Raw genomic sequence first — 19,322 nt, forward strand, 5'->3', positions numbered from 1 at the left:
CGGCGCTGCCCGGTAACCTTGAGTCATCGCGGCTCAACCCCTCGTCGGTGCGGGCATCACCCCGGGCTCACCCCTGGGATGTCGGGCCGCGCAGACTTCACAGCAACCACGAGCCGCCGCATCCGGCGGTTCATACGAAGGAGAGAACACATATGCCCCGTGCAGTGGGAATCGACCTCGGTACGACCAACTCGGTCGTGAGCGTCCTCGAAGGCGGCGAGCCGAAGGTCATCGCGAACGCCGAGGGTTTCCGCACGACCCCCTCGGTCGTCGCATTCACGAAGGATGGCGAGGTGCTCGTCGGCGAGACCGCCAAGCGCCAGGCCGTCACGAACGTCGACCGCACCGTGTCCAGCGTCAAGCGCCACATGGGCACCAGCTGGACGTTCGACGTCGACGGCAAGAAGTGGACGCCGCAGGAGATCTCCGCGCGCATCCTCCAGAAGCTCAAGCGCGACGCCGAGGAGTACCTGGGCGACTCGGTCACCGACGCGGTCATCACCGTGCCGGCGTACTTCAATGACGCCGAGCGCCAGGCGACGAAGGAAGCCGGCGAGATCGCCGGTCTGAACGTCCTCCGCATCATCAACGAGCCGACCGCGGCCGCTCTGGCGTACGGACTGGACAAGGGCAAGGAGGACGAGCTCATCCTCGTCTTCGACCTCGGTGGCGGAACGTTCGACGTGTCGCTGCTCGAGGTGGGCAAGGACGACGACTTCTCCACGATCCAGGTGCGCTCCACCGCCGGTGACAACCGCCTCGGTGGTGACGACTGGGACCAGCGCCTCGTCGAGTACTTCATCAAGCAGTTCAAGGACACCACCGGTGTCGACGTCTCCGGCGACAAGATCGCGTTGCAGCGCCTCAAGGAGGCCGCTGAGCAGGCGAAGAAGGAGCTTTCGAGCTCCACCTCCACCAGCGTCAACCTGCCGTACCTGTCGCTGACCGACTCGGGCCCGGTGTCGCTGAGCGAGACCATCACGCGTGCGAAGTTCGAGGACCTCACCAAGGACCTCCTCGACCGCACGAAGAAGCCGTTCGAAGACGTCATCCGCGAGGCCGGCGTCAAGGTCGAAGACATCGCGCACGTCGTCCTCGTGGGCGGCTCGACGCGTATGCCCGCCGTTGCCGAGCTCGTCAAGCGCGAGGCCGGCAAGGAGGCCAACAAGGGCGTCAACCCGGATGAGGTCGTCGCCGTCGGCGCCGCGCTCCAGGCCGGTGTGCTGAAGGGCGAGCGCAAGGACGTCCTCCTCATCGACGTCACCCCCCTGAGCCTCGGTATCGAGACCAAGGGCGGCATCATGACGAAGCTCATCGAGCGCAACACCGCCATCCCCACCAAGCGGAGCGAGACCTTCACGACCGCCGACGACAACCAGCCGTCGGTCGCCATCCAGGTCTTCCAGGGCGAGCGTGAATTCACGCGCGACAACAAGCCGCTCGGCACGTTCGAGCTGACCGGCATCGCCCCGGCCCCCCGCGGCATCCCGCAGGTCGAGGTCACCTTCGACATCGACGCGAACGGCATCGTTCACGTCTCGGCGAAGGACAAGGGCACCGGCAAGGAGCAGTCGATGACGATCACCGGCGGCTCGTCGCTGGCCAAGGACGACATCGAGCGCATGGTGCGCGAGGCTGAAGAGCACGCCGCCGAGGACAAGAAGCGTCGCGAGTCCGCCGAGACCCGCAACCAGGCCGAGACCCTGTCGTACTCGGTGGAGAAGCTCCTCAAGGACAACGAGGACAAGCTGCCCGCCGAGGTCAAGACGTCGGTGCAGGCCGACGTCGACGCCCTCAAGTCGGCGCTCGCCGGCGAGGATGACGACGCCGTGAAGACGGCGTTCGACAAGCTCAGCCAGAGCCAGAGCGCGATCGGCGAGGCGATCTACGCCTCGTCGCAGCAGCCGACCGCGTCGGACGAAGCTCCGGCCGGCACCCCGGGAGACGGCACCACGCCGAACCCCGAGGAGGACGTGATCGACGCTGAAGTCGTCGACGACGAAGACGAGAAGAAATAAGTAGGAGTTATGGCAGACAAGGACGACGCAACGTTCCCTGAACCGAACGAGGCTCAGGGCTCGGGCGCCGCTCCTGACGAGACGACGGGGTCGGATGCCTCGGGTGCACAGCCCGACGCGGCATCCGGCCCCGCGCCGTCGGGCGAGGCGGAAGGGCAAGAAGACTTCACCATCGACGACATCCTCGGTGCTCAGCAGACCGCTGAAGCCGCCGCGGAGGACCAGCCGCTCGAGGGTGGTCAGGGAACGTCCATCGACGAGCGCGAGTCGACTCTTCTCAGCGACCTCAAGCGTCTGCAGGCGGAGTATGCGAACTATCGCCGTCGCACCGAGGAGCAGCGTGAGCGGGAGATCGAGCGCGCGAAGGGCGAGGCCGCCAAGGGCCTGGTCCCTGTGCTGGATGACCTCGACCGCGCCGCGAAGCACGGTGACATCGAAGCCGGCACCCCGTTCGCTGCGATCGGCGAAAAGGTCCGTACGGTGGCCGAGCGCCTGGGCGTGGTGTCCTATGGGCAGGCCGGCGAGCCGTTCGACCCGCAGCAGCACGAGGCCATCTTCCAGGCACCGACCCCGGGCACGACCGTGCCGACGATCCTCGAGGTGGTCGAGCTCGGCTACCGTCTGGGCTCCGTGGAGTTGCGACCCGCGAAGGTCGTCGTCGCCGTCCCGGCTGAGTAGGAGCAGGTATGGCGAGTCAGGATTGGTTCGACAAGGACTTCTACAAGGTCCTCGGCGTCGACAAGGACGTCAGTGAAGCCGACCTGAAGAAGACCTACCGCAAGCTGGCCCGGAAGTATCACCCGGACTCCAACCCGGGGGATGCCAAGGCCGAGGCGACGTTCAAGGAGATCAGCGAGGCGTATGCCGTGCTGAACGATCCGGAACAGCGCGCCGAGTACGACCAGATCCGGGCCATGGGCTCCGGCGCCCGTTTCACGGCGGCTGGAGGCAACACCGGCGGCTTCGAAGACGTGTTCAGTGCGTTCGGGCAGGGTCGAGGAACCCGCGCCCGGGCGAACGACGCCGGCTTCGACGACTTCTTCACGATGTTCGATCAGGGCGGCGCGAGCTTCGGCACCGGGCGGTTCGGACAGCCCAGCGGAGGATTCCGCGGCTTCGGCGGTCCGCAGCGCGGCGCTGACGTGACCGCGCGCACCACGATCGACTTCGTGACCGCGACGAAGGGCGAAACGATCTCGCTGCAGGGCGAGGACGGCAAGCCGTTCAAGGTGAAGATCCCCGCGGGCGTCTCGGACGGGCAGAAGATCCGCCTCCGCGGGCGCGGCCGGCCGTCTCCGGACGGGGGCGAGCCCGGCGACATCGTCGTGCAGGTCGCGGTGCGTCCGCATCCGGTGTTCACCCGTGACGGGCTGAACCTTCGGGTGACCGTGCCGGTCACCTTCACGGAGGCCGCGCTCGGGGCCACCATCGAGGTGCCCACGCTCGGCGGAGATCCGGTGAAGCTCCGGGTCGCCCCCGGCACACCGTCGGGTCGGGTTCTGCGGGTCAAGGGTCGCGGCGTTCAGACGTCGAAGGGCACCGGCGACCTCCTCGCCGAGGTCCAGGTGGTCGTGCCCTCGCATCTCGACGGCGCAGCCCGAGAGGCACTGGAGCGCTTCTCCGAGCTGGAACCCCGGGAGAATCCGCGCGCCGACCTGATGGCGAAGGCTCGCGGCTGATGACCGGAGAAGAGCTGGCACGACGTGGGTAACGGCGACATCGACGAGGACACCCCGATCTTCGCGATCGCGGTGGCCGCCGAGCTGTCGAACATGCACCCGCAGACGCTGCGGCAGTACGACCGCATCGGCCTCGTCGTCCCCGCGCGCACGCAGGGTGGTTCGCGCCGCTACTCGACGCGGCATGTCCAGCAGCTGCGTGAAGTGGCGCGGCTGTCCAGCGAGGGCATGAGCTTGCCGGCGATCGCACGGCTGCTCACTCTCGAACAGCAGGTGCACGAGCTGCACCGCCGGGTCTCCGACCTGGAGCGCCAGCTCACGGTCGAGCGCCAGACCCGCCCGGGCGCCCGAGTTTTCGCCGCCGGCGCCACAGGCGCTGTCGTGCCGCTGCGTCATGGCGTGCGGGTGCGGCGGGCCACCGACGTGGTGCTGTGGCGTCCGCGGCATCCCTCTTCCGACTCCGAGTCGCCCGCCGAAGAGGACTGAGCCGCCCGCGGATGCGGCCCTCCGCGGGTCGCTCATCCCTGCGAGTGAACGGCTTCCCGCCGAACGGACGGGTAAACCGCGCGGGAAGGTCGTGCACTGGACACGGGGCCGTGCATTCGCGCCCCGGGGCGGGGGGTTCCTTACTCCCGAGTGAGGGTGGTCAACGCCGGCGGCGTGCGCGTTCGGCGAGCGCGTCCAGGGCCTGCAGGACATCGCGAGCCGCCCATGTGCGGTTCCGCCGCCCCGAACCGACCTGCGTGAGGATGCCGTCGTCGACCAGGCGGTCGATCGCGAGGAGGGCGTTCGGCGCTGTGACGCCGAGGTGCGACACCGCCAGACGCGAATTGATCACGGGCTGGCGTTCCAACAACTCCATCAGGCGGCGGGCCGCCGACCCTTGACGTGACGTCGCGCGATCCCGCCAGGATGCGCGTACCGCGTCGAGGTCGTCCATGAGCACGCGACTGGAGGCGACTGCCATATGGGCTGCGCCGGCGAACACGTCCACGATGGGATCGACGTGGCCGGCGCGGTACTTGGTGAGCGCGTCGAAGTACTCCGCGGTGTCCTGCAGCAGCCCGGCGGAGAGCGGGATGACCACGGCGCGCGTGACGTCTGCGCGCCGGAGCATCGCCTGCATCAGTGCTCGTCCCGTCCGTCCGTTCACCTCCAGGAAGGGATGGATGGTCTCGTACTGCGCGTGGGCGATCGCGATCTGTGCGAGAGCCGGTACGTCCGTGCGGCGGATGAAGCCCACCAGGTCGGTCATGAGCTCGGCGACGCGAGACTGGTGGGGCGGGACGAACGAGGCACGCTGAGGCCCCAGCGAACCGCCGCCGATCCATACCTGCTGGTCCCGCCATCGGCCACGCCGATCGGGCCGTGTGGAGGCCATCAGTGTCCGCTGGATCTGAACGATCGCGTCCTCGGTGAGAGACCCCGCGAGACTGAGCGCCACCTCATCCGCACGGACATGGGAGGCGATCTGTCGCGCGGCCGGTTCGAGGGACTCGTCGATACCGGCGAGCATGAGAGCGCCCGCGGACGCGGTGACGCGTTCGATCGCTGAGCTGGCCGTGCACTCGGCGCGCAGCAGAAGCGCCGGGAGCGCAGCATCCCGTCCTCCCAACTCGGCGTCGAGCCGGATCAGGTCGCCGGTCGCGTCGAACGCGCGCGAGAGCGTGTCGGGTGCCAGCGGCAGCGCGCGCGAGGAGACCGACGGCGGCACAGAAGCTCGGTAGGGTCCGGACACGGCGCGATGGGGGCTGAAGGAGTCACGGACGTCCGCGGCCGGCTCCCACGTGCGCTCCTCGTACGAGACGGCTGGCCACGTCATGGTGCTCCCCGTCATGAGTCCAGACTACTGTTCTGGATAGCTGCGCATCCGATAATAAGGCCCCGGTTGCGATCGGCTCTGCTGCGTACCGACCACATGACTGGCCTTGTGGTCGGTACTGACGAAAACGGCCTGTTCCCACTTTGACTCTCCCTCCCGCTGCTTCCTAGAGTCGCCAAGTCGGCCACTGGCGGCCGAGCGAGAGAGGGCCCCGATGACGTCGTACTCCCTGTGGATGCTCGAGTATTCGCACTGTCTGGAGCAGCCGATGGGGTGCATCTTCTACGGGGTGTGGGACGGCTCGACGCGCATGTTCGCGTACTCGTACGTCTACGTCGAAGGCGCCGGTCACAAGATCCTCGTCGACGTCGGCCACGACAACCGCGGCTCGAACAAGGCCTACAACGACGTGAACGACATCGTCGACTTCCAAGCCCCTGATGCGGTGCTCGCGAAGGTGGGCGTCAAGCCCGAGGACATCGACACCGTCATCCTCACGCACGCTCACTACGACCATGCCGGCGCGGCACGCTACTTCCCCAACGCGACCTTCTATCTGCAGCGCGTCGAGTTGGAGAGTTCGCGATGGGCCCTGGAGAACGCCCACCTCTACGCCTCGATCATCGGCGCCCTCGACCCTGAGGATGTGTCGATGCTGGAGGAGATGGCCGCGGATGGGCGGCTGCGCCTCCTGGACGGACCCGTCGAGAACCTCTTCCCGGGCCTGCACATCCGTACGGCGCTGGATACCCACACCATGGGCGGGCAGTACGTCGTCGTGGACGACGGCGACGACAGCTGGGTCATCACCGGTGACGCCATGTACTCCTACGAGAACGCCGAAGGGATCGGCGGCTCCGGTGTGCCGGTGAACATCGGCTTCGGCGGGGGCAGCGGGTGGCGAGGGCTCCAGATCATCGACGAGATGGCCCGCACCGCCCGCGACACCGACCGACTCGTCATCGTGCACGAGTACGACACGTTCCGGCGCCACCCGTCGCGCACGTACGAGGACGGCCTGAGCGTCGCCGAGCTTCTGCTCGCGTCGGGGGTCCCCTCGCGCATCACGACCCGGGACCCCTCATAGACGACTGGGCACCCGAGCCCGGATCATCCCCACCACCAAGAAGGAGAGAAATGCGCAAGAACAGAGCGGTTCTCGCTACAGCGCTGAGCGTCACGGCCCTGATGGCCCTGTCGGCCTGCAGTGTCCCGAGCGAATCGGGCAGTGAGCCCGAAGCCGGCGGCAACGCAGGCGACAGCACCCTGCTGGGCATCGTCACCATCAGTGCGACCGATGCCAACAACGCCCGCGTGATCGCGGGCGCCACCGAGGCGGCGGAGGAGGCCGGCTGGACCGTCGAGGTGGTGGATGCGGCAGGAAACGCCGACCAGGCCAACACGGCCATCCAGAACTTCGTGAACAAAGACGCCGGCATGATCTTCGACCTCGTGTTCCCGACGACGTCTCTGGGTGCGGGTCTGACAGCAGCGGAGCAGGCCGGCATCCCGGTGGCGACGTGGGGCGGCGGCGACGGCACCGGAGTCGTCCTCACCGCGGGAGATGGAGCGCCCTTCGCCGAGCCGGCGACCCAGGCCCTCATCGAATCGATGGAGGGCGAGGGCGAGGTCCTGGCCCTGACCTACCGCACCGGCCAGGTCTGCCGCGACCGCGAGGTGCTCTTCGATGAGATGCTCGCCGAGTCGGCGCCGGACATCACCGTGACCAAGAACGAGGTGAACATCCCCGGCTTCCTCCAGGACGGCGCACGTTACGCCAACGCCTGGATGGCCGCCCACCCGGCAGGCAGCAAGAACCTGGCCGTCTGGGGATGCTGGGAGGACCCCACCCTCGGCGCCATCTCCTCCATCAAGCAGCAGGGGCGCACCGACATCCTGACCTATGGGATCAACGGCTCCAGCACCGCCATCAAGGCGGTTCAGGATGGCGAACTGACGGCGACGGTCTACGAGGACGCGTTCCTCGAGGGCCGCACGATGTTCGAGACCGTCCTCGCCGCGATCGAGGCGGAGGACTTCACCCCCCAGCGGATCGACGTGCCGGGTGTGCTGGTGACCTCGGAGAACATCGACGAATTCCTCGAAGAGCACCCGGAAGCGCTCGATTGATGAGCGCATCCGTACTACCTCCCCGTGTCGCCGACGGGCGGCACGGGGAGTTCCCCCCGCTCCTGTCGGTGCGGGAGATCAGCAAGAGCTTCGGAGGCGTGCAGGCGCTCGCCGGCGTCAGCTTCGACATCCGCCCGGGCGTCGTTCACGGATTGATCGGCGCGAACGGTGCAGGCAAGTCCACGCTGATCAAGTGTCTTGCCGGCATCGAGACGCCCGACTCCGGGGAGATCCTTCTCGAGGGCGAGCCGGTGCGCATCGTGACGCCCGATGACGCGTCCGCTCGGGGGCTGGCATTCATCCATCAGGAGATGAGTCTCATCCCCGGCTGGAGCGTGCTGCGGAACATGATGCTCGGTCAGAAGCCGCCCACCACGGTGGGGCTGATCGACTGGCGCCCCGCTCGCGAACGGGCCCGCCGGGTCGCGGAGCGCCTCGGCATGCGCTTCAGCATCTCCGCGAACGTCGACGACCTGAGCACCGCCGACCAGTGGCTCGTCCTCATCGGGCGGGCGCTGATGCGGGACGCGCGCCTGATCGCCATGGATGAGCCGACGGCGTCCCTCTCGGCGGAGGAAGCCACCCGCCTGCACGCGATCATCCGCGAGCTGGCGGCCTCGGGGACGGCGGTCGTCTTCGTGTCGCACCGACTGGACGAAGTCAGCGAGCTCTGCGATGACGTCACCGTCTTCAAGGACGGCGCCGTCACCCGGCGCACCGTCGCCGAACGCTCCTCCAAGGCCGACCTCGTGCGCGCCATCGTCGGCCGCGACATCGAGATCGCGGAGCACGGGCACGAGCCCGCGCCCACCGGATCGCCCGTGCTGGAGGTGACGAGCGTCAGTGACGCCCGTCTCGTGCGGGGCGTGTCTCTGACGGTGCATGCGGGAGAGGTCGTCGGGCTGGGCGGGCTCGTCGGCGCAGGACGCACCGAGGTCGCACGTCTCATCTACGGCGAGGCCGCGCGCACCGCGGGGTCGATCCGTCTGGACGGCCGTGAGGTGCGGTTCCGGGAGCCGGCCGACGCCGTGCGCGCGGGAATGGGCCTCGTGCCGGAGGAGCGTCGCTCAGAAAGCCTCTTCCTCGACCGCTCCATTGACTTCAACATCAACGTGGCCAAGCTCGCCGGCCTCCGCTGGTCGCGGGTGTGGCCGCTGCTCCGGCTGAGGGCAGGGCGCAAGCGCGCCCAGGCCATCGCCCGCGAGGTCACCGTCAAGGCACGCGACGTCAGTGACCCGGTGGGCTCCCTGTCCGGAGGCAACCAGCAGAAGGTGGCCATCGCACGATGGCTGCTCGATCAACCGCGCCTGCTGATCCTCGACGAACCCTCCCGCGGCGTGGATGTGGGCGCCCGCGCGGAGGTGCACCGTGTCGTCCGTGAGCTCGCGGCGCGCGGGACCGCGGTGCTGGCCATCTCCTCAGATAACGAAGAACTCGTGGGTCTGTGCGACCGGGTCCTGGTGATGGCAGAAGGCCGCATCACGGGCGAACTCGTCGGACCGGCGATCACGACCGATCGCCTCCTCTCGCTCAGCTTCGAGCGGGAGAACGGAAAGGACGCAGCATGACCTCGACCACAGCCGACCCGGCGGCGCAGCCGACCGGCTCCAGCCCGGTGGCGCCGGCGCCGAAACCCCTTCGGGCGAAGAGCCGCGCGGGCAACGTGGCGCTCCTGATCGTCTCCAAATACGGCACGCTCATCGCGATGGCGCTGATGGTGATCATCTTCGCCCTCCTCGTGCCCAACGGGGCGTTCTTGAGCCCCAACAACCTGCTCAGCATCGTCAACCAGTCCGCCCTGACCGCGATCATCGCCTGCGGCCTGACGATGGTGCTCGTCGTGGGGGAGTTCGACCTGAGCGTCGGATACGCCGCGAGCCTTGCCGGCGTGCTGGTGACGGGACTGATCGCCAATCAGGGCCTTCCGCTGATCCTCGCCATCCTCGTCACCCTGATGGTGGGCGGCGGAATCGGCGCAGTGAACGGTGTGCTGGTCACCAAAGCCCGGGTCAACGCCGTCGTCGCGACCCTCGGTGTCGGGACGATCCTGACCGGTCTCGCGTTCGGTTACACGGCGGGGTCTCCGATCACGCAGGTTCCGGTCGAGTTCACGTGGATCACGCTGGCGCGTTTCCTGGGCATTCAGAACCCGATCTGGTTCATGGCAGCGGTCGTGGCTCTCCTGTGGATCATCCTCAACCGCACGGCGTCGGGTCAGCGCATTCAGGCGGTGGGGGCCAACACCAAGGCCGCACGCCTGGCAGGCATCCGCACGGACCGGTCGAAGATCACCGCGTTCGTGATCGCGGGCGTCTGCGCCGCCATCACCGGCATCCTCCTCGCCTCGATCCTCGGAAGCGGCACCGTCAGCGCCGCCGACGGCTACCTCATGGACTCCTTCGCCGCCGTCTTCCTCGGCTCCGCGACGCTCCGCGACGGAGAGTTCCACATCGTCGGAACCCTCATCGGGGTCCTGGTGGTCAGCGTCGGCTTCAACGGGCTTGCTCTGCTGGGAACTCCGACGTTCTGGCAGTTCATCTTCAAGGGCGGAATCCTCGTTCTCGCCGTGGCCCTGTCCACCGTCGCCCGAAGATACGCCCGCGCCTGAACTCGCCCCGCCATCGAAAGGATCCACGGCATGACCGCTGTCTCGTGCGTCCTCGGGGTGGATGTCGGCACATCCAGCAGCAAGGGTGTGCTCGTCGACATCTCCTCCGGCGAGGTCCTCGCGTCGCAGTCGATCGCGCACGCCGTCTCACGGCCGCGCCCCGGCTGGGTGGAGATGGACGGGGAGGTGTGGTGGGAGGAATTCGTCGCCCTCACACGCTCGCTGTCGGCGGCCGTCCCGCACGCGACAGTCCGGGCCGTGGGCGTCAGCGGTATGGGCCCCTGCGTTCTGCTTACCGGCGACGACGGACGCCCCGTGCGGCCCGCCATCCTGTACGGGGTCGACTCGCGCGCAACGGCACAGATCGAACGGATGACGCGCGAGCTCGGTGAGGAACACATCACTGCGGTGGGCGGCTCGGCGTTGACCACGCAGGCCGGGGGACCCAAGATCGTCTGGGTCGCCGACGAGGAGCCTGCGATCTCCGCCCGCGCACGCCGGCTCTTCATGCCGGCATCGTGGCTCAGTCATCACCTGACGGGGGCGTACGTCCTCGACCACCAATCGGCGAGCCAGATGACGCCGTTCTATGACATAGAGAGTGCCGCCTGGTACGAGCCGTGGTGGGAACGGTACGCCGCCGGAATCGAGATGCCCGATCTCGCCTGGGCGGGCGACATCGTCGGGCGCGTGACCGCGGCTGCATCCGAGACGACCGGACTCCCCGCCGGCGTACCGGTGATCGCGGGGAGCATCGATGCCTGGACGGAGGCGGTGAGTGTCGGCGCGCACGGGGACGGCGATCTGATGCTGATGTACGGCACGACGATGTTCCTCATCGCCACGGGCACGCAGACGCTGCGGACGCCGTCGATGTGGACCACGGCGGGCGCGTTTCCCGGATCACGCAACCTCGCCGGTGGCCTCGCGACCTCCGGCGCGCTCACCGGGTGGTTGGCGGACCTCACCGGCGCCGACTATCCGGTCCTCCTTGCCGAGGCGGAGGAGTCCGGCCCGGGTGCGCGGGGACTGCTCACGTTGCCCTATTTCGCGGGTGAGCGCACGCCCATCCTCGACCCGGATGCGCGCGGCGTGATCGCCGGTCTCACCCTGGGCCATGGCCGCGGTGACCTGTACCGGTCGGCGTTGGAGGCGACGGCGTTCGGTGTGCGCCACAACGTGGAGACGATGCGGGCGGCGGGTGCGGACGTTCGCCGGGTCGTCGCCGTCGGCGGCGGGACGCAAGGCGCCTTGTGGCTGCAGATCGTCTCCGACGTGACCGGTCTCGTCCAAGAAGTTCCGCGTACGACGGTCGGCGCCAGCTTCGGAGCGGCCTTCCTGGCCGCGACCGCGGTCTCCGACTCGCCCCCCGACATCAACCTGTGGAACCCCGTCGTGTCCACGGTCCACCCAGACCCCACGGTGGGGGGCCTGTACGACGGCCTCTTCGCCGACTACCTCGACCTCTACTCAGCGACGACACCCGTCGTCCACACTCTCGCTGCCCGACAGCGAACGGAAGGATCCCCCTCGTGAGCACGTACACGTTGCCAGCCCCCCTCGTCCGACCCCAGTCCGCGCCGCAGACGGCGTACCTGATCGCGAGCGGCGATCTGCGTGAATCCGCCAACGTCGCCGGCTGGACGACTCAGGTCGAACTGGAGGCCGGCGTCACCGGCGTCCTCAACGATCTCGGTTGGGCTGTCGTGCGCGCGAACGAGGTCGACCCGGCCACGGGTCACGGGTTCATCTCGAGTCAGCGGATGGGGCTGGACGTGTTCACGCGGATACCCGTGGACGCCCCCCTCATCGTCGCCGAGGCGGTGTGGCAGTACTCGCACCACGTTCTGGCCGGACTGCGCACACACCGTGGCCCGATTCTCACCGTCGCGAACTTCGCCGGCGACTGGCCGGGACTCGTCGGGCTGCTGGGACTCAACGCCGGCCTCACCAAGATGGGGAAGGACTACGCGACCATCTGGTCGGTGGATTTCACCGACGAGTGGTTCGTTCGAGGCATCCAAGAGTGGACGCAGACCGGTCGCATCACCCACGATGCCTCCCACGTGCGGTCGCTGCCGCCGCTTCCGGACTCGCCCGAGACCGAGCTCGGACGGGCACTGGGCGACCAGCTGCTCGCCGAGAAAGCGATCATCGGCGTGTTCGACGAGGGCTGCATGGGCATGTACAACGCCATCTTCGACGACGAGCTGCTGAACCCCACCGGGATCTACAAGGAGAGGCTGTCCCAGTCGGCGCTGTACGCGGAGATGCTGCGCGTTCCCGACAGCGAGGCCGACGACGCATTCGACTGGCTGCTCTCGCGGGGGATGACGTTCCGGCTGGGAACGGACGAAGCCACCGAGCTCACCCGCGAACAGGTGCAGTGGCAGCTCAAGATGTACATCGCCGCGCTGCGGATGGCGGATGACTTCGGTTTGGATGCGGTGGGCATCCAGTACCAGCAGGGCCTGAAGGACCTGGTTCCGGCGTCCGACCTCGCCGAGGGCCTCCTCAACTCCACGGAGCGGCCGCCGGTATTCTCACGCGATGGCGAGCGGGAACTCTTCGCCGCCCGCGCTCTGCCTCACTTCAACGAGGCCGATGAGGGCGTCGCCGTCGACGCGCTCGTGACCGACCGGGTGTGGACCGCGATGGGTCTCGTGCCCGATAACACCCTTCACGACGTCCGCTGGGGTGAGGATTACGACGGCCGCTTCGTGTGGGTGTACGAGATCTCCGGCTCGGTGCCGGGCTCCCACCTCGGGGGATGGGACCGGGCCGAAGGCTGGCGCCAGGACCCCGTGTTCTTCCCTGCGGGAGGCTCGACCGTGAACGGCGTGTCCAAGCCCGGGGAGCTGGTCCTCTCGCGCGTGTTCATCGCCGAAGGGGTGCTGCAGGCCGACATCTTCCGGGGTACCGCCATCGAACTCCCGGCCGCGGAGACCGAGAGACGCAAGCGCGCCACCAACCCCGAGTGGCCGATCGCCCACGTCGTCCTTCACGACGTCTCCCGCGACCAGTTCATGGCGCGGCACAAGGCGAACCATGCCCAGGTCGTCTACGCACCGGATGCGGAGACCGCCGATAAGGCGCTTCTGGCCAAAGCCGCCATGTTCGACCGGATGGGCATCGCCGTGAACCTCGTCGGTCGAGTGGCCGGAATCTGAGGCCGGCATGCTCTTCGGCATAGATCCGCTTCTCAGCGGCGACCTCCTTCGCCACCTCGACCACATGGGCCATTCCGACCTCGTGGTCATCACGGATGCCCACTTCCCCGCCTTCCGGCTCGGCCGTGCGGTCGTGGAGGTCGCCGCCGACGCGCCCCGCGTGACGCGGGCCATCCGCACGGTCCTCACACTGGACGACCTGGATCCGGTCACGCTCATGCGCTCGGGAGAGACGTGGAACGCCGCGCAGGAGGAGATCATCGCGGCGGCCGACGTTGCGGAGGGCGCGGCGCGCGCCGTGGACCGCTTCGAGTTCTACGAGATCGCGGCATCCGCGCAACTCGTCGTGCGCTGCGCCGAGACCCGGACCTTCGCCAACGCGATCCTGAGCAAGGGGGTCATCCCGGCGTACGCCGATGCGCTGGGGCGCTAGCCCGCCCCAGCGCCGTCCCGCGGATGCGGCCTCCACGGTCATCCCTGGGAGTGAACGGCTTCCCGCCGAACGGACGGGTAAACCGCGCGGGAAGGTCGTGCAATGGACACGAGGCCGTGCATTCGCGCCCCGGGGCGGATCAGGGGTCGAGGCGGAGGATGTTGGCGGATTCGTCGAGCGACAGGTCTTCGACGACCCGGAGTGATCGCGCGATCGCGTCGACCGCGCCGAGCACCGTGCCGAAGCGCTCGCGGTCGGAGCATACGGCCGTGAGCGAGACGAAGGACGTGCCGGTGTCCCACGTGTAGCTCGCGAAGGGCGGCGTGCGGGGATCGCTGGGGAGGTCCATCACGAGCTTCTCGCCCACGCCGAGGTGCGGGTTTCGGAAGTCCTCCGTGTCGTCGTACTCCATGGGCATCGAGGCACGGGCCGCCCGCAGCTGCGGGGTCGCCTCCTGCAGCTGGGCCATGGCCACGAGCAGCTCGGGGTCTTCCTTCCACACCCACACGAGAACCCGGCCGTCGGCGCGGCGGAGCAGCAGGGGCGTCGCCTGGCTCATGGCCCACGCCAGGAAGCCGCTCCCCGGCCGGTCGCCCGCCCCGATCGCCCGCCCGGCCTGGCTCAGCAGCATCCGGATCGCCGCCTTGCGATGTCTGCGTCCACGGAACCCGAGGGATCCGGTGACGGGCACCCAGAGGGCGGGATCGGCGTCGGCCTGCAATCGCGGCATGACTCCAGGGTAGGACGTGCGGGTGCGCTTCCGGAGCGTGGGAAAGTGCCTCGGGTACAGTGGCCTTGCGCATGCACCGCACCGTGCGACCCGACCCGCCGCACAGATAGGCAGCCACCCGCCGTGACCACCCCTGCGACGCCTGACAGGACCGACGCCGCCCGCCCTCTCACCATCGTGGTGGGCTGCGATACCTTCTCTCCCGACATCAATGGCGCCGCCCGGTTCGCCGAGCGCCTGTCGGCCGGTCTGGTCGAGCGCGGCCACGCCGTCCATGTGATGGCGCCGAATGGGCAGTACCGTCACACGCCGCCGCACACGGAGGTCATCGAGGGACAGCCGATGACGCTGCACCGGCTTCCCTCTGTGCGCTGGCTCCCGCACGACTGGCTGCGCTTCGTCTGGCCGTGGCGCACGAAGCACTACGCGCGCAAGGTACTGGATGCGGTCAAGCCCGACGTCGTGCACATCCAGTCGCACATCGTGATCGGTCGCGGGCTCACCCGCGAGGCCCGCAAGCGCGGCATCCCGGTCGTCGCGACCAACCACGTGATGGCCGAGAACATCATCGACTTCACCGCGCTGCCCGACGCTCTCAACGACGTCGCGCTGAAGCTGGCGTGGGCCGACGCCAAGCGCACCTTCGACCTCACGCGCGCGGTGACCACGCCAACACGCAACGCGGCCGACTTCCTCGAGTCGACGATCGACATCACCGGGGTCATCCCGGTCAGCTGCGGGATCGACCGCCGCAACTACACCGCCGACCTCACGCCCCGCACCGAGAACCGAGTACTGTTCGTCGGCCGGCTCACGACGGAGAAGGGCATCGACGTCCTGCTGAAGGCGTTCGCGCGCCTCGACCCGTCCCTGGACGCGTCGCTCGACATCGTCGGCGGCGGCGACCAGCGCAATAACCTCGAGCAGCTCGCCGAGCAGCTGGGGATCTCCGACCGCGTGACCTTCCACGGGCCGGCCCCGGAGGACGAGCTGCGGGCGCTGTACACGCGCGCGAGCGTCTTCGCCATCGCCTCCATCGCGGAGCTGCAGTCCATCGCGACCATGGAGGCCATGGCATCCGGCCTGCCCGTCGTGGCGGCCAACGCCGTGGCTCTCCCGCACCTGGTCCACGACGGTGAGAACGGCTACCTCTTCGAACCGGGCGACGACGAGGAGATGGCCGCGCGTCTCACCGACGTGCTCACCGCGACCGCGGAGGAGCGCGTGCGGATGCAGCAGGCATCGCTCGACGGAGTGGTCATCCACGACATCGAACGCACCCTCGACACGTTCGAAGCGCTGTATCGCGGCACACCGCTGCCGGAGTAGAACGTGCACGTCGTGATGTTCGGCGACCAGCACGTCGAGTCATCCGGCGGTGCCCAGGTGTCGATGCGGCTGCAGCGGCGATTCCTCGAGCGCGCGGGTCACACCGTGACCGTGGTCGCCCCCCGCATGCACGGCGGGGGATCGTCCGACGAGCCCGACCCCGCCTACGTCGACCTTCCGTCGGTACCGGTGACGGTCGATCGCGAGTACTCGATGAGCTGGCCCGGCGCGCGCACCGACCGATTCGTGGATGCGGCGATGGCACGCCGCCCGAGCGTGGACCTCGTGCACGTTCAGGCGGACTTCTGGGGTGCCTTCATCGGGCACCGTTTCGCCCGGCGGCACGGGCTTCCCGTCGTTCACACGATGCACAATCGGGTCGACGTGGGCATCGCGGCTGTCGCGCCCTTTCCCCGTCTCGTGCTGCGCGTGCTCAACTCCTGGGCGCGCCGCGTCCTCGACGCGGAGATGCGGACTCCGGATCCGGGGCGCCGGGATGCGGCGGGGTCGGACGGATGGGCGTACCTGCGGAGGCTCGCCGCGGGAGCGGATGCGGTGACCGCCCCCTCGGCGCACTTCGCGCGGCGCCTCGAGGCCCACGACGTGTACCCGTCGGTCGACGTGGTGTGGAACGGGATCGACGATGACGTGCTCGACGCCACGCGTGCCGCGCCCCGCGCGGAGCGCACCGCGGGTCCGCCGCGGCTGGTCTGGGTGGGCCGGATGAGCGCGGAGAAGCGGCTCCTGCCCTTCCTCGACGCCCTCGCGGCCTCCGGTGTCGTCGCCGACGTCGAGGTGATCGGCGGCGGGGGACAACTCCGCGCCGCTCGGCGGCTCATGCGGCGGCGTCGGCCCGCGGCATCCGTCCGCTTCGCCGGTCGCCTGCCGTACCCCGAAACACTGCGCCGCATCGCGGCGGCGGATGCGGTGGTGCAGACCTCGATCGGATTCGAGACGCAGGGCATGACGGTGTTCGAAGCCGCTTCGCTCGGAACGCCCTCGATCGTCAGCGACGCCGACATCGCGGCCGAACTCGGATCGGGCATCTGGCTCGTCGCCGACGGTTCGCGAGAGGCGCTCGCCGCCACTCTGCGCCGCGCGGCAGACGACATCGGTTCGCGGACGGCGCCCGTCCCCGAACCGCGGATCGCGGAGCTCTTCCGTCAGTCCTCGCGGACGGCAGCGATGGTGCAGGTGTACGAGCGCGCCATCGCCCGGCGGGCGTGATCCGTCAGACCAGGTTCAGGACGCCCGGGTAGATGAGGCCCCACACGAGGGTCGAGAAGAGCGTCGCGACGCCGATCCCCACGCCGATGCCCGCGAGGGTGTGCGGGCGGCCGCGCTGCGTGAGCCCGATGACGCCGAAGGTGATCGCGGTGATCGCAAGAAGCCCATCGAGGACAGCGCTCACGCCGCCTGCTATGGCCAGCGCTTCATAATCACCGCTGGCGACCATGGACACCTGAACGGCCAGCTGCACCATCATCGAGAGCAGGATCACCGCGCTGGCGAGAATCGACACCAGCCCGAACGGGTTGCCGCGGCGCGGTGACGCTGCGGGCTGCGGCGCGGGGGCGCCGGGATGCTGCGGCGCGCCGGGATGCTGCGCGCCGGGGGCGCCGGGGGCGCCGGGGGCGCCGGGATGCTGCGCGCCGGGCGCGCCGGGGGCGCCGGGATAGGCGGAGGGGGGCCCGGCCGGGTACTGCGGCGTTGCGGTGGGGCGCGGGAGAGGTTGGGCGGGTTGCTGCGCCGGAGCGGCCGGGTGGCCCGCCGGGGGCGGAGGCGCGGCCGGCATCTGCTGATCCGAGCCGTAGGGCGGAAGGCCGGGCGGTCGAGAGGGCTGGGCGGGCGGCGAAGCGGGCGGAGTGGTCACGGATCCTCGATTCTGCGGGCCTCGAGTCTACGGAGGCCAGGACCCCACCCGATCAGGCCTGCGCTCGAGCGTGCACACCTCTCCTTGCGGGTCGCGGCGCGCGAGCCCGCCGCGCGACGTGGAGCCGCGGCTGGGGCAGAGGGGAATCGAGGGAGGGGATCGGAACCCGCGCGGCGTCGGTGGGGACCGCGCGGTATCCGTCATGGGAAAGGCCGGCGATCGTCGCAACGACCGCCGCCACGGCGAGAGCGGCAAAGGCGAGGAGGATGAGCATGGCAGAAACACTACGATTGCGTGAATGCTGCCACGAGTGGCAGCATGGCCATACCCCGCACGATCTGCCACATCGAGGAGAGCCATGAGAACCGTCGCCGTGATCGTTTCAGACGGGTTCGCGCCGTTCGAATTCGGCCTCGCCTGCGAAGCCTTCGGGCTCGATCGCACCGACGACGGGGTGCCCCGCTTCGACTTCCGTGTCGTCGCACCCGAGGCCGGTGTCGTGAGGTCCAAGCTCGGCTTCTCGCTGAACGTCGAGAACGACCTGTCGTTCGCCTATGAAGCCGACCTGGTCGTCGTCTCCCCGACTCCTCGCGAGTACTGGGCACACACCGACGATCGGGTGCTCGATGTGGTGCGGCACGCGGTCGACCGCGAGGCGTGGGTGCTGAGCGTCTGCAGCGGCTCCTTCATCCTCGCCGCCGCCGGAGTGCTGGATGGGCTGCGCGCGACCACGCACTGGATGTACGCACCCACGATGGCGGCGATGTACCCGCGGGTCGAGGTCGACCCGGATGTGCTGTACGTGCAGGAGGGCCGCATCATCACGAGCGCCGGCACCGCGGCGGGCCTCGACGCGTGCCTCCACCTCCTGCGTCAGGAGCTGGGCGCGGAACTGGCGAACAAGATCGCGCGGCGCATGGTGGTGCCGCCCCAGCGTGACGGCGGTCAGGCGCAGTTCATCGACCGACCGCTGCCGGCCGCGGCATCCCAGTCGCTGGCGCCGGTGACCGATTGGATGCTGCAGAACCTGCGGGCCGACCTCTCCGTCGAGCAGCTGGCTGCCCGGGCGCACATGTCGCCGCGCACCTTCGCGCGCCGGTTCAAGGCGGATTTCGGCGCGACGCCGGCGGCCTGGTTGACGCGCCAGCGGATCATCCATGCCCAGCGCCTGCTGGAGACGAGCGATCTCGGGCTCGACCGGGTCGCGTACGAGAGTGGATTCGGGTCGGCAGCCGTGCTGCGGCAGAACTTCTCCCGCACCCTGGGCCTCACACCCACCGCCTACCGCGCACGGTTCAGCTGCGTCCCGGAGGCGGAGGGCGCAGCATCCGCGGCCGTGGCTCGCGAGGCCGAAATGGCTCGCGAGGCCGAGGTTGCGCGCGACTCGGACCTCGTGCCGGTCGCCTGAGCGCTCCGGCGCGAGCCCGCCCCCGTCTCGATGGGCGGGCGGAGGCCAGGTGCGCCGGACTGGTGGATGGACTCCTCGACTGCTAAACTTGAGTCAAGAACGCTCAAGTTTTGAGCACCACA

18 protein-coding genes are annotated in these 19,322 nt (G+C 69.0%); 14 read left to right on the forward strand and 4 right to left on the reverse strand.

Going from position 1 to position 19,322, the window contains the following annotated elements:
* Positions 1-152: 152 nt before the first annotated feature.
* From dnaK to AC4FS1_RS12610, 4 genes are read left to right on the forward strand one after another with little or no spacing between them, the layout of a single operon-like run.
* Complete coding sequence (dnaK, locus tag AC4FS1_RS12595) at positions 153-2,018, forward strand: molecular chaperone DnaK (protein ID WP_491155496.1); 1,866 nt, start codon at positions 153-155, stop codon at positions 2,016-2,018.
* A gap of 9 nt (positions 2,019-2,027) precedes the next feature.
* The gene (locus AC4FS1_RS12600) at positions 2,028-2,696 is read left to right on the forward strand and encodes a nucleotide exchange factor GrpE (RefSeq protein ID WP_491155498.1); all 669 of its coding nucleotides are present in this window, start codon (positions 2,028-2,030) and stop codon (positions 2,694-2,696) included.
* Between the two features lie 8 nt (positions 2,697-2,704).
* The gene (locus tag AC4FS1_RS12605) at positions 2,705-3,697 is read left to right on the forward strand and encodes a DnaJ C-terminal domain-containing protein (RefSeq protein WP_491155500.1); all 993 of its coding nucleotides are present in this window, start codon (positions 2,705-2,707) and stop codon (positions 3,695-3,697) included.
* Between the two features lie 24 nt (positions 3,698-3,721).
* Positions 3,722-4,183 (forward strand): heat shock protein transcriptional repressor HspR, encoded by a 462-nt coding sequence (locus AC4FS1_RS12610; protein WP_491155502.1) that lies wholly within the window; start codon positions 3,722-3,724, stop codon positions 4,181-4,183.
* A gap of 160 nt (positions 4,184-4,343) precedes the next feature.
* On the opposite strand, the gene AC4FS1_RS12615 is transcribed toward AC4FS1_RS12610, so the two are convergent.
* The gene (locus tag AC4FS1_RS12615; RefSeq protein WP_491155503.1) at positions 4,344-5,534 is read right to left on the reverse strand and encodes a Fic family protein; all 1,191 of its coding nucleotides are present in this window, start codon (positions 5,532-5,534) and stop codon (positions 4,344-4,346) included.
* Between the two features lie 199 nt (positions 5,535-5,733).
* Here AC4FS1_RS12615 and AC4FS1_RS12620 point away from each other — a divergent pair, with 199 nt between their 5' ends.
* The 7 genes from AC4FS1_RS12620 to AC4FS1_RS12650 are packed head-to-tail and all read left to right on the forward strand — an operon-like array spanning position 5,734 to position 13,860.
* Positions 5,734-6,606, forward strand: coding sequence for an N-acyl homoserine lactonase family protein (locus AC4FS1_RS12620; RefSeq protein WP_491155505.1), 873 nt, complete (start codon positions 5,734-5,736; stop codon positions 6,604-6,606).
* 50 nt (positions 6,607-6,656) lie between these two features.
* The gene (locus AC4FS1_RS12625) at positions 6,657-7,649 is read left to right on the forward strand and encodes a sugar ABC transporter substrate-binding protein (RefSeq protein ID WP_491155506.1); all 993 of its coding nucleotides are present in this window, start codon (positions 6,657-6,659) and stop codon (positions 7,647-7,649) included.
* On the forward strand, positions 7,649-9,217 hold the full coding sequence (locus AC4FS1_RS12630; RefSeq protein WP_491155508.1) for a sugar ABC transporter ATP-binding protein: 1,569 nt from the start codon (positions 7,649-7,651) through the stop codon (positions 9,215-9,217). Before AC4FS1_RS12625 ends, AC4FS1_RS12630 begins: the two co-directional genes overlap by 1 nt.
* Entirely contained in the window at positions 9,214-10,257 is a 1,044-nt protein-coding gene (locus tag AC4FS1_RS12635) for an ABC transporter permease (RefSeq protein ID WP_484534150.1), read from the forward strand. The genes AC4FS1_RS12630 and AC4FS1_RS12635 overlap by 4 nt, the downstream gene beginning before the upstream one ends.
* A 30-nt stretch (positions 10,258-10,287) precedes the next feature.
* Positions 10,288-11,793, forward strand: a complete 1,506-nt coding sequence (locus AC4FS1_RS12640) for an FGGY-family carbohydrate kinase (protein ID WP_491155510.1) — start codon at positions 10,288-10,290, stop codon at positions 11,791-11,793.
* On the forward strand, positions 11,790-13,427 hold the full coding sequence (locus AC4FS1_RS12645) for a fucose isomerase (RefSeq protein ID WP_491155512.1): 1,638 nt from the start codon (positions 11,790-11,792) through the stop codon (positions 13,425-13,427). Before AC4FS1_RS12640 ends, AC4FS1_RS12645 begins: the two co-directional genes overlap by 4 nt.
* A gap of 7 nt (positions 13,428-13,434) precedes the next feature.
* A complete protein-coding gene (locus AC4FS1_RS12650; RefSeq protein ID WP_491155514.1) occupies positions 13,435-13,860 on the forward strand; it encodes an RbsD/FucU domain-containing protein in 426 nt (141 codons plus the stop codon).
* A 139-nt stretch (positions 13,861-13,999) separates the two neighbouring features.
* Here AC4FS1_RS12650 and AC4FS1_RS12655 read toward each other — a convergent pair whose 3' ends face one another.
* The gene (locus AC4FS1_RS12655) at positions 14,000-14,590 is read right to left on the reverse strand and encodes a hypothetical protein (RefSeq protein WP_491155516.1); all 591 of its coding nucleotides are present in this window, start codon (positions 14,588-14,590) and stop codon (positions 14,000-14,002) included.
* A 123-nt stretch (positions 14,591-14,713) separates the two neighbouring features.
* On the opposite strand from AC4FS1_RS12655, the gene AC4FS1_RS12660 reads away from it, so the two are divergent.
* Entirely contained in the window at positions 14,714-15,919 is a 1,206-nt protein-coding gene (locus tag AC4FS1_RS12660; RefSeq protein ID WP_491155517.1) for a glycosyltransferase, read from the forward strand.
* A gap of 3 nt (positions 15,920-15,922) precedes the next feature.
* Positions 15,923-17,146, forward strand: a complete 1,224-nt coding sequence (locus tag AC4FS1_RS12665) for a glycosyltransferase (protein WP_491155519.1) — start codon at positions 15,923-15,925, stop codon at positions 17,144-17,146.
* Between the two features lie 4 nt (positions 17,147-17,150).
* Here the strand turns inward: AC4FS1_RS12665 and AC4FS1_RS12670 are convergent, their stop codons facing one another.
* Together AC4FS1_RS12670 and AC4FS1_RS12675 are read right to left on the reverse strand one after the other, a co-directional pair.
* Positions 17,151-17,792, reverse strand: coding sequence for a hypothetical protein (locus AC4FS1_RS12670; RefSeq protein ID WP_491155521.1), 642 nt, complete (start codon positions 17,790-17,792; stop codon positions 17,151-17,153).
* Positions 17,793-17,844: 52 nt separating this feature from the next.
* The gene (locus AC4FS1_RS12675; protein ID WP_491155523.1) at positions 17,845-18,066 is read right to left on the reverse strand and encodes a hypothetical protein; all 222 of its coding nucleotides are present in this window, start codon (positions 18,064-18,066) and stop codon (positions 17,845-17,847) included.
* An 84-nt stretch (positions 18,067-18,150) separates the two neighbouring features.
* Between AC4FS1_RS12675 and AC4FS1_RS12680 the strand changes: the two genes are divergently transcribed.
* The gene (locus tag AC4FS1_RS12680; RefSeq protein WP_491155525.1) at positions 18,151-19,200 is read left to right on the forward strand and encodes a GlxA family transcriptional regulator; all 1,050 of its coding nucleotides are present in this window, start codon (positions 18,151-18,153) and stop codon (positions 19,198-19,200) included.
* Positions 19,201-19,322: the final 122 nt, after the last annotated feature.

Source organism: Microbacterium sp. Z12_35 (assembly GCF_058310475.1).

Bases quoted from the DNA above. Each gene is read 5' to 3' on its own strand.
- dnaK (WP_491155496.1), top strand. From the start codon at position 153: ATGCCCCGTGCAGTGGGAATCGACCTCGGTACGACCAACTCGGTCGTG.
- AC4FS1_RS12600 (WP_491155498.1), top strand. From the start codon at position 2,028: ATGGCAGACAAGGACGACGCAACGTTCCCTGAACCGAACGAGGCTCAG.
- AC4FS1_RS12605 (WP_491155500.1), top strand. From the start codon at position 2,705: ATGGCGAGTCAGGATTGGTTCGACAAGGACTTCTACAAGGTCCTCGGC.
- AC4FS1_RS12615 (WP_491155503.1), bottom strand. From the start codon at position 5,534: ATGACGGGGAGCACCATGACGTGGCCAGCCGTCTCGTACGAGGAGCGC.
- AC4FS1_RS12620 (WP_491155505.1), top strand. From the start codon at position 5,734: ATGACGTCGTACTCCCTGTGGATGCTCGAGTATTCGCACTGTCTGGAG.
- AC4FS1_RS12625 (WP_491155506.1), top strand. From the start codon at position 6,657: ATGCGCAAGAACAGAGCGGTTCTCGCTACAGCGCTGAGCGTCACGGCC.
- AC4FS1_RS12630 (WP_491155508.1), top strand. From the start codon at position 7,649: ATGAGCGCATCCGTACTACCTCCCCGTGTCGCCGACGGGCGGCACGGG.
- AC4FS1_RS12635 (WP_484534150.1), top strand. From the start codon at position 9,214: ATGACCTCGACCACAGCCGACCCGGCGGCGCAGCCGACCGGCTCCAGC.
- AC4FS1_RS12640 (WP_491155510.1), top strand. From the start codon at position 10,288: ATGACCGCTGTCTCGTGCGTCCTCGGGGTGGATGTCGGCACATCCAGC.
- AC4FS1_RS12650 (WP_491155514.1), top strand. From the start codon at position 13,435: ATGCTCTTCGGCATAGATCCGCTTCTCAGCGGCGACCTCCTTCGCCAC.
- AC4FS1_RS12655 (WP_491155516.1), bottom strand. From the start codon at position 14,590: ATGCCGCGATTGCAGGCCGACGCCGATCCCGCCCTCTGGGTGCCCGTC.
- AC4FS1_RS12675 (WP_491155523.1), bottom strand. From the start codon at position 18,066: ATGCTCATCCTCCTCGCCTTTGCCGCTCTCGCCGTGGCGGCGGTCGTT.
- AC4FS1_RS12680 (WP_491155525.1), top strand. From the start codon at position 18,151: ATGAGAACCGTCGCCGTGATCGTTTCAGACGGGTTCGCGCCGTTCGAA.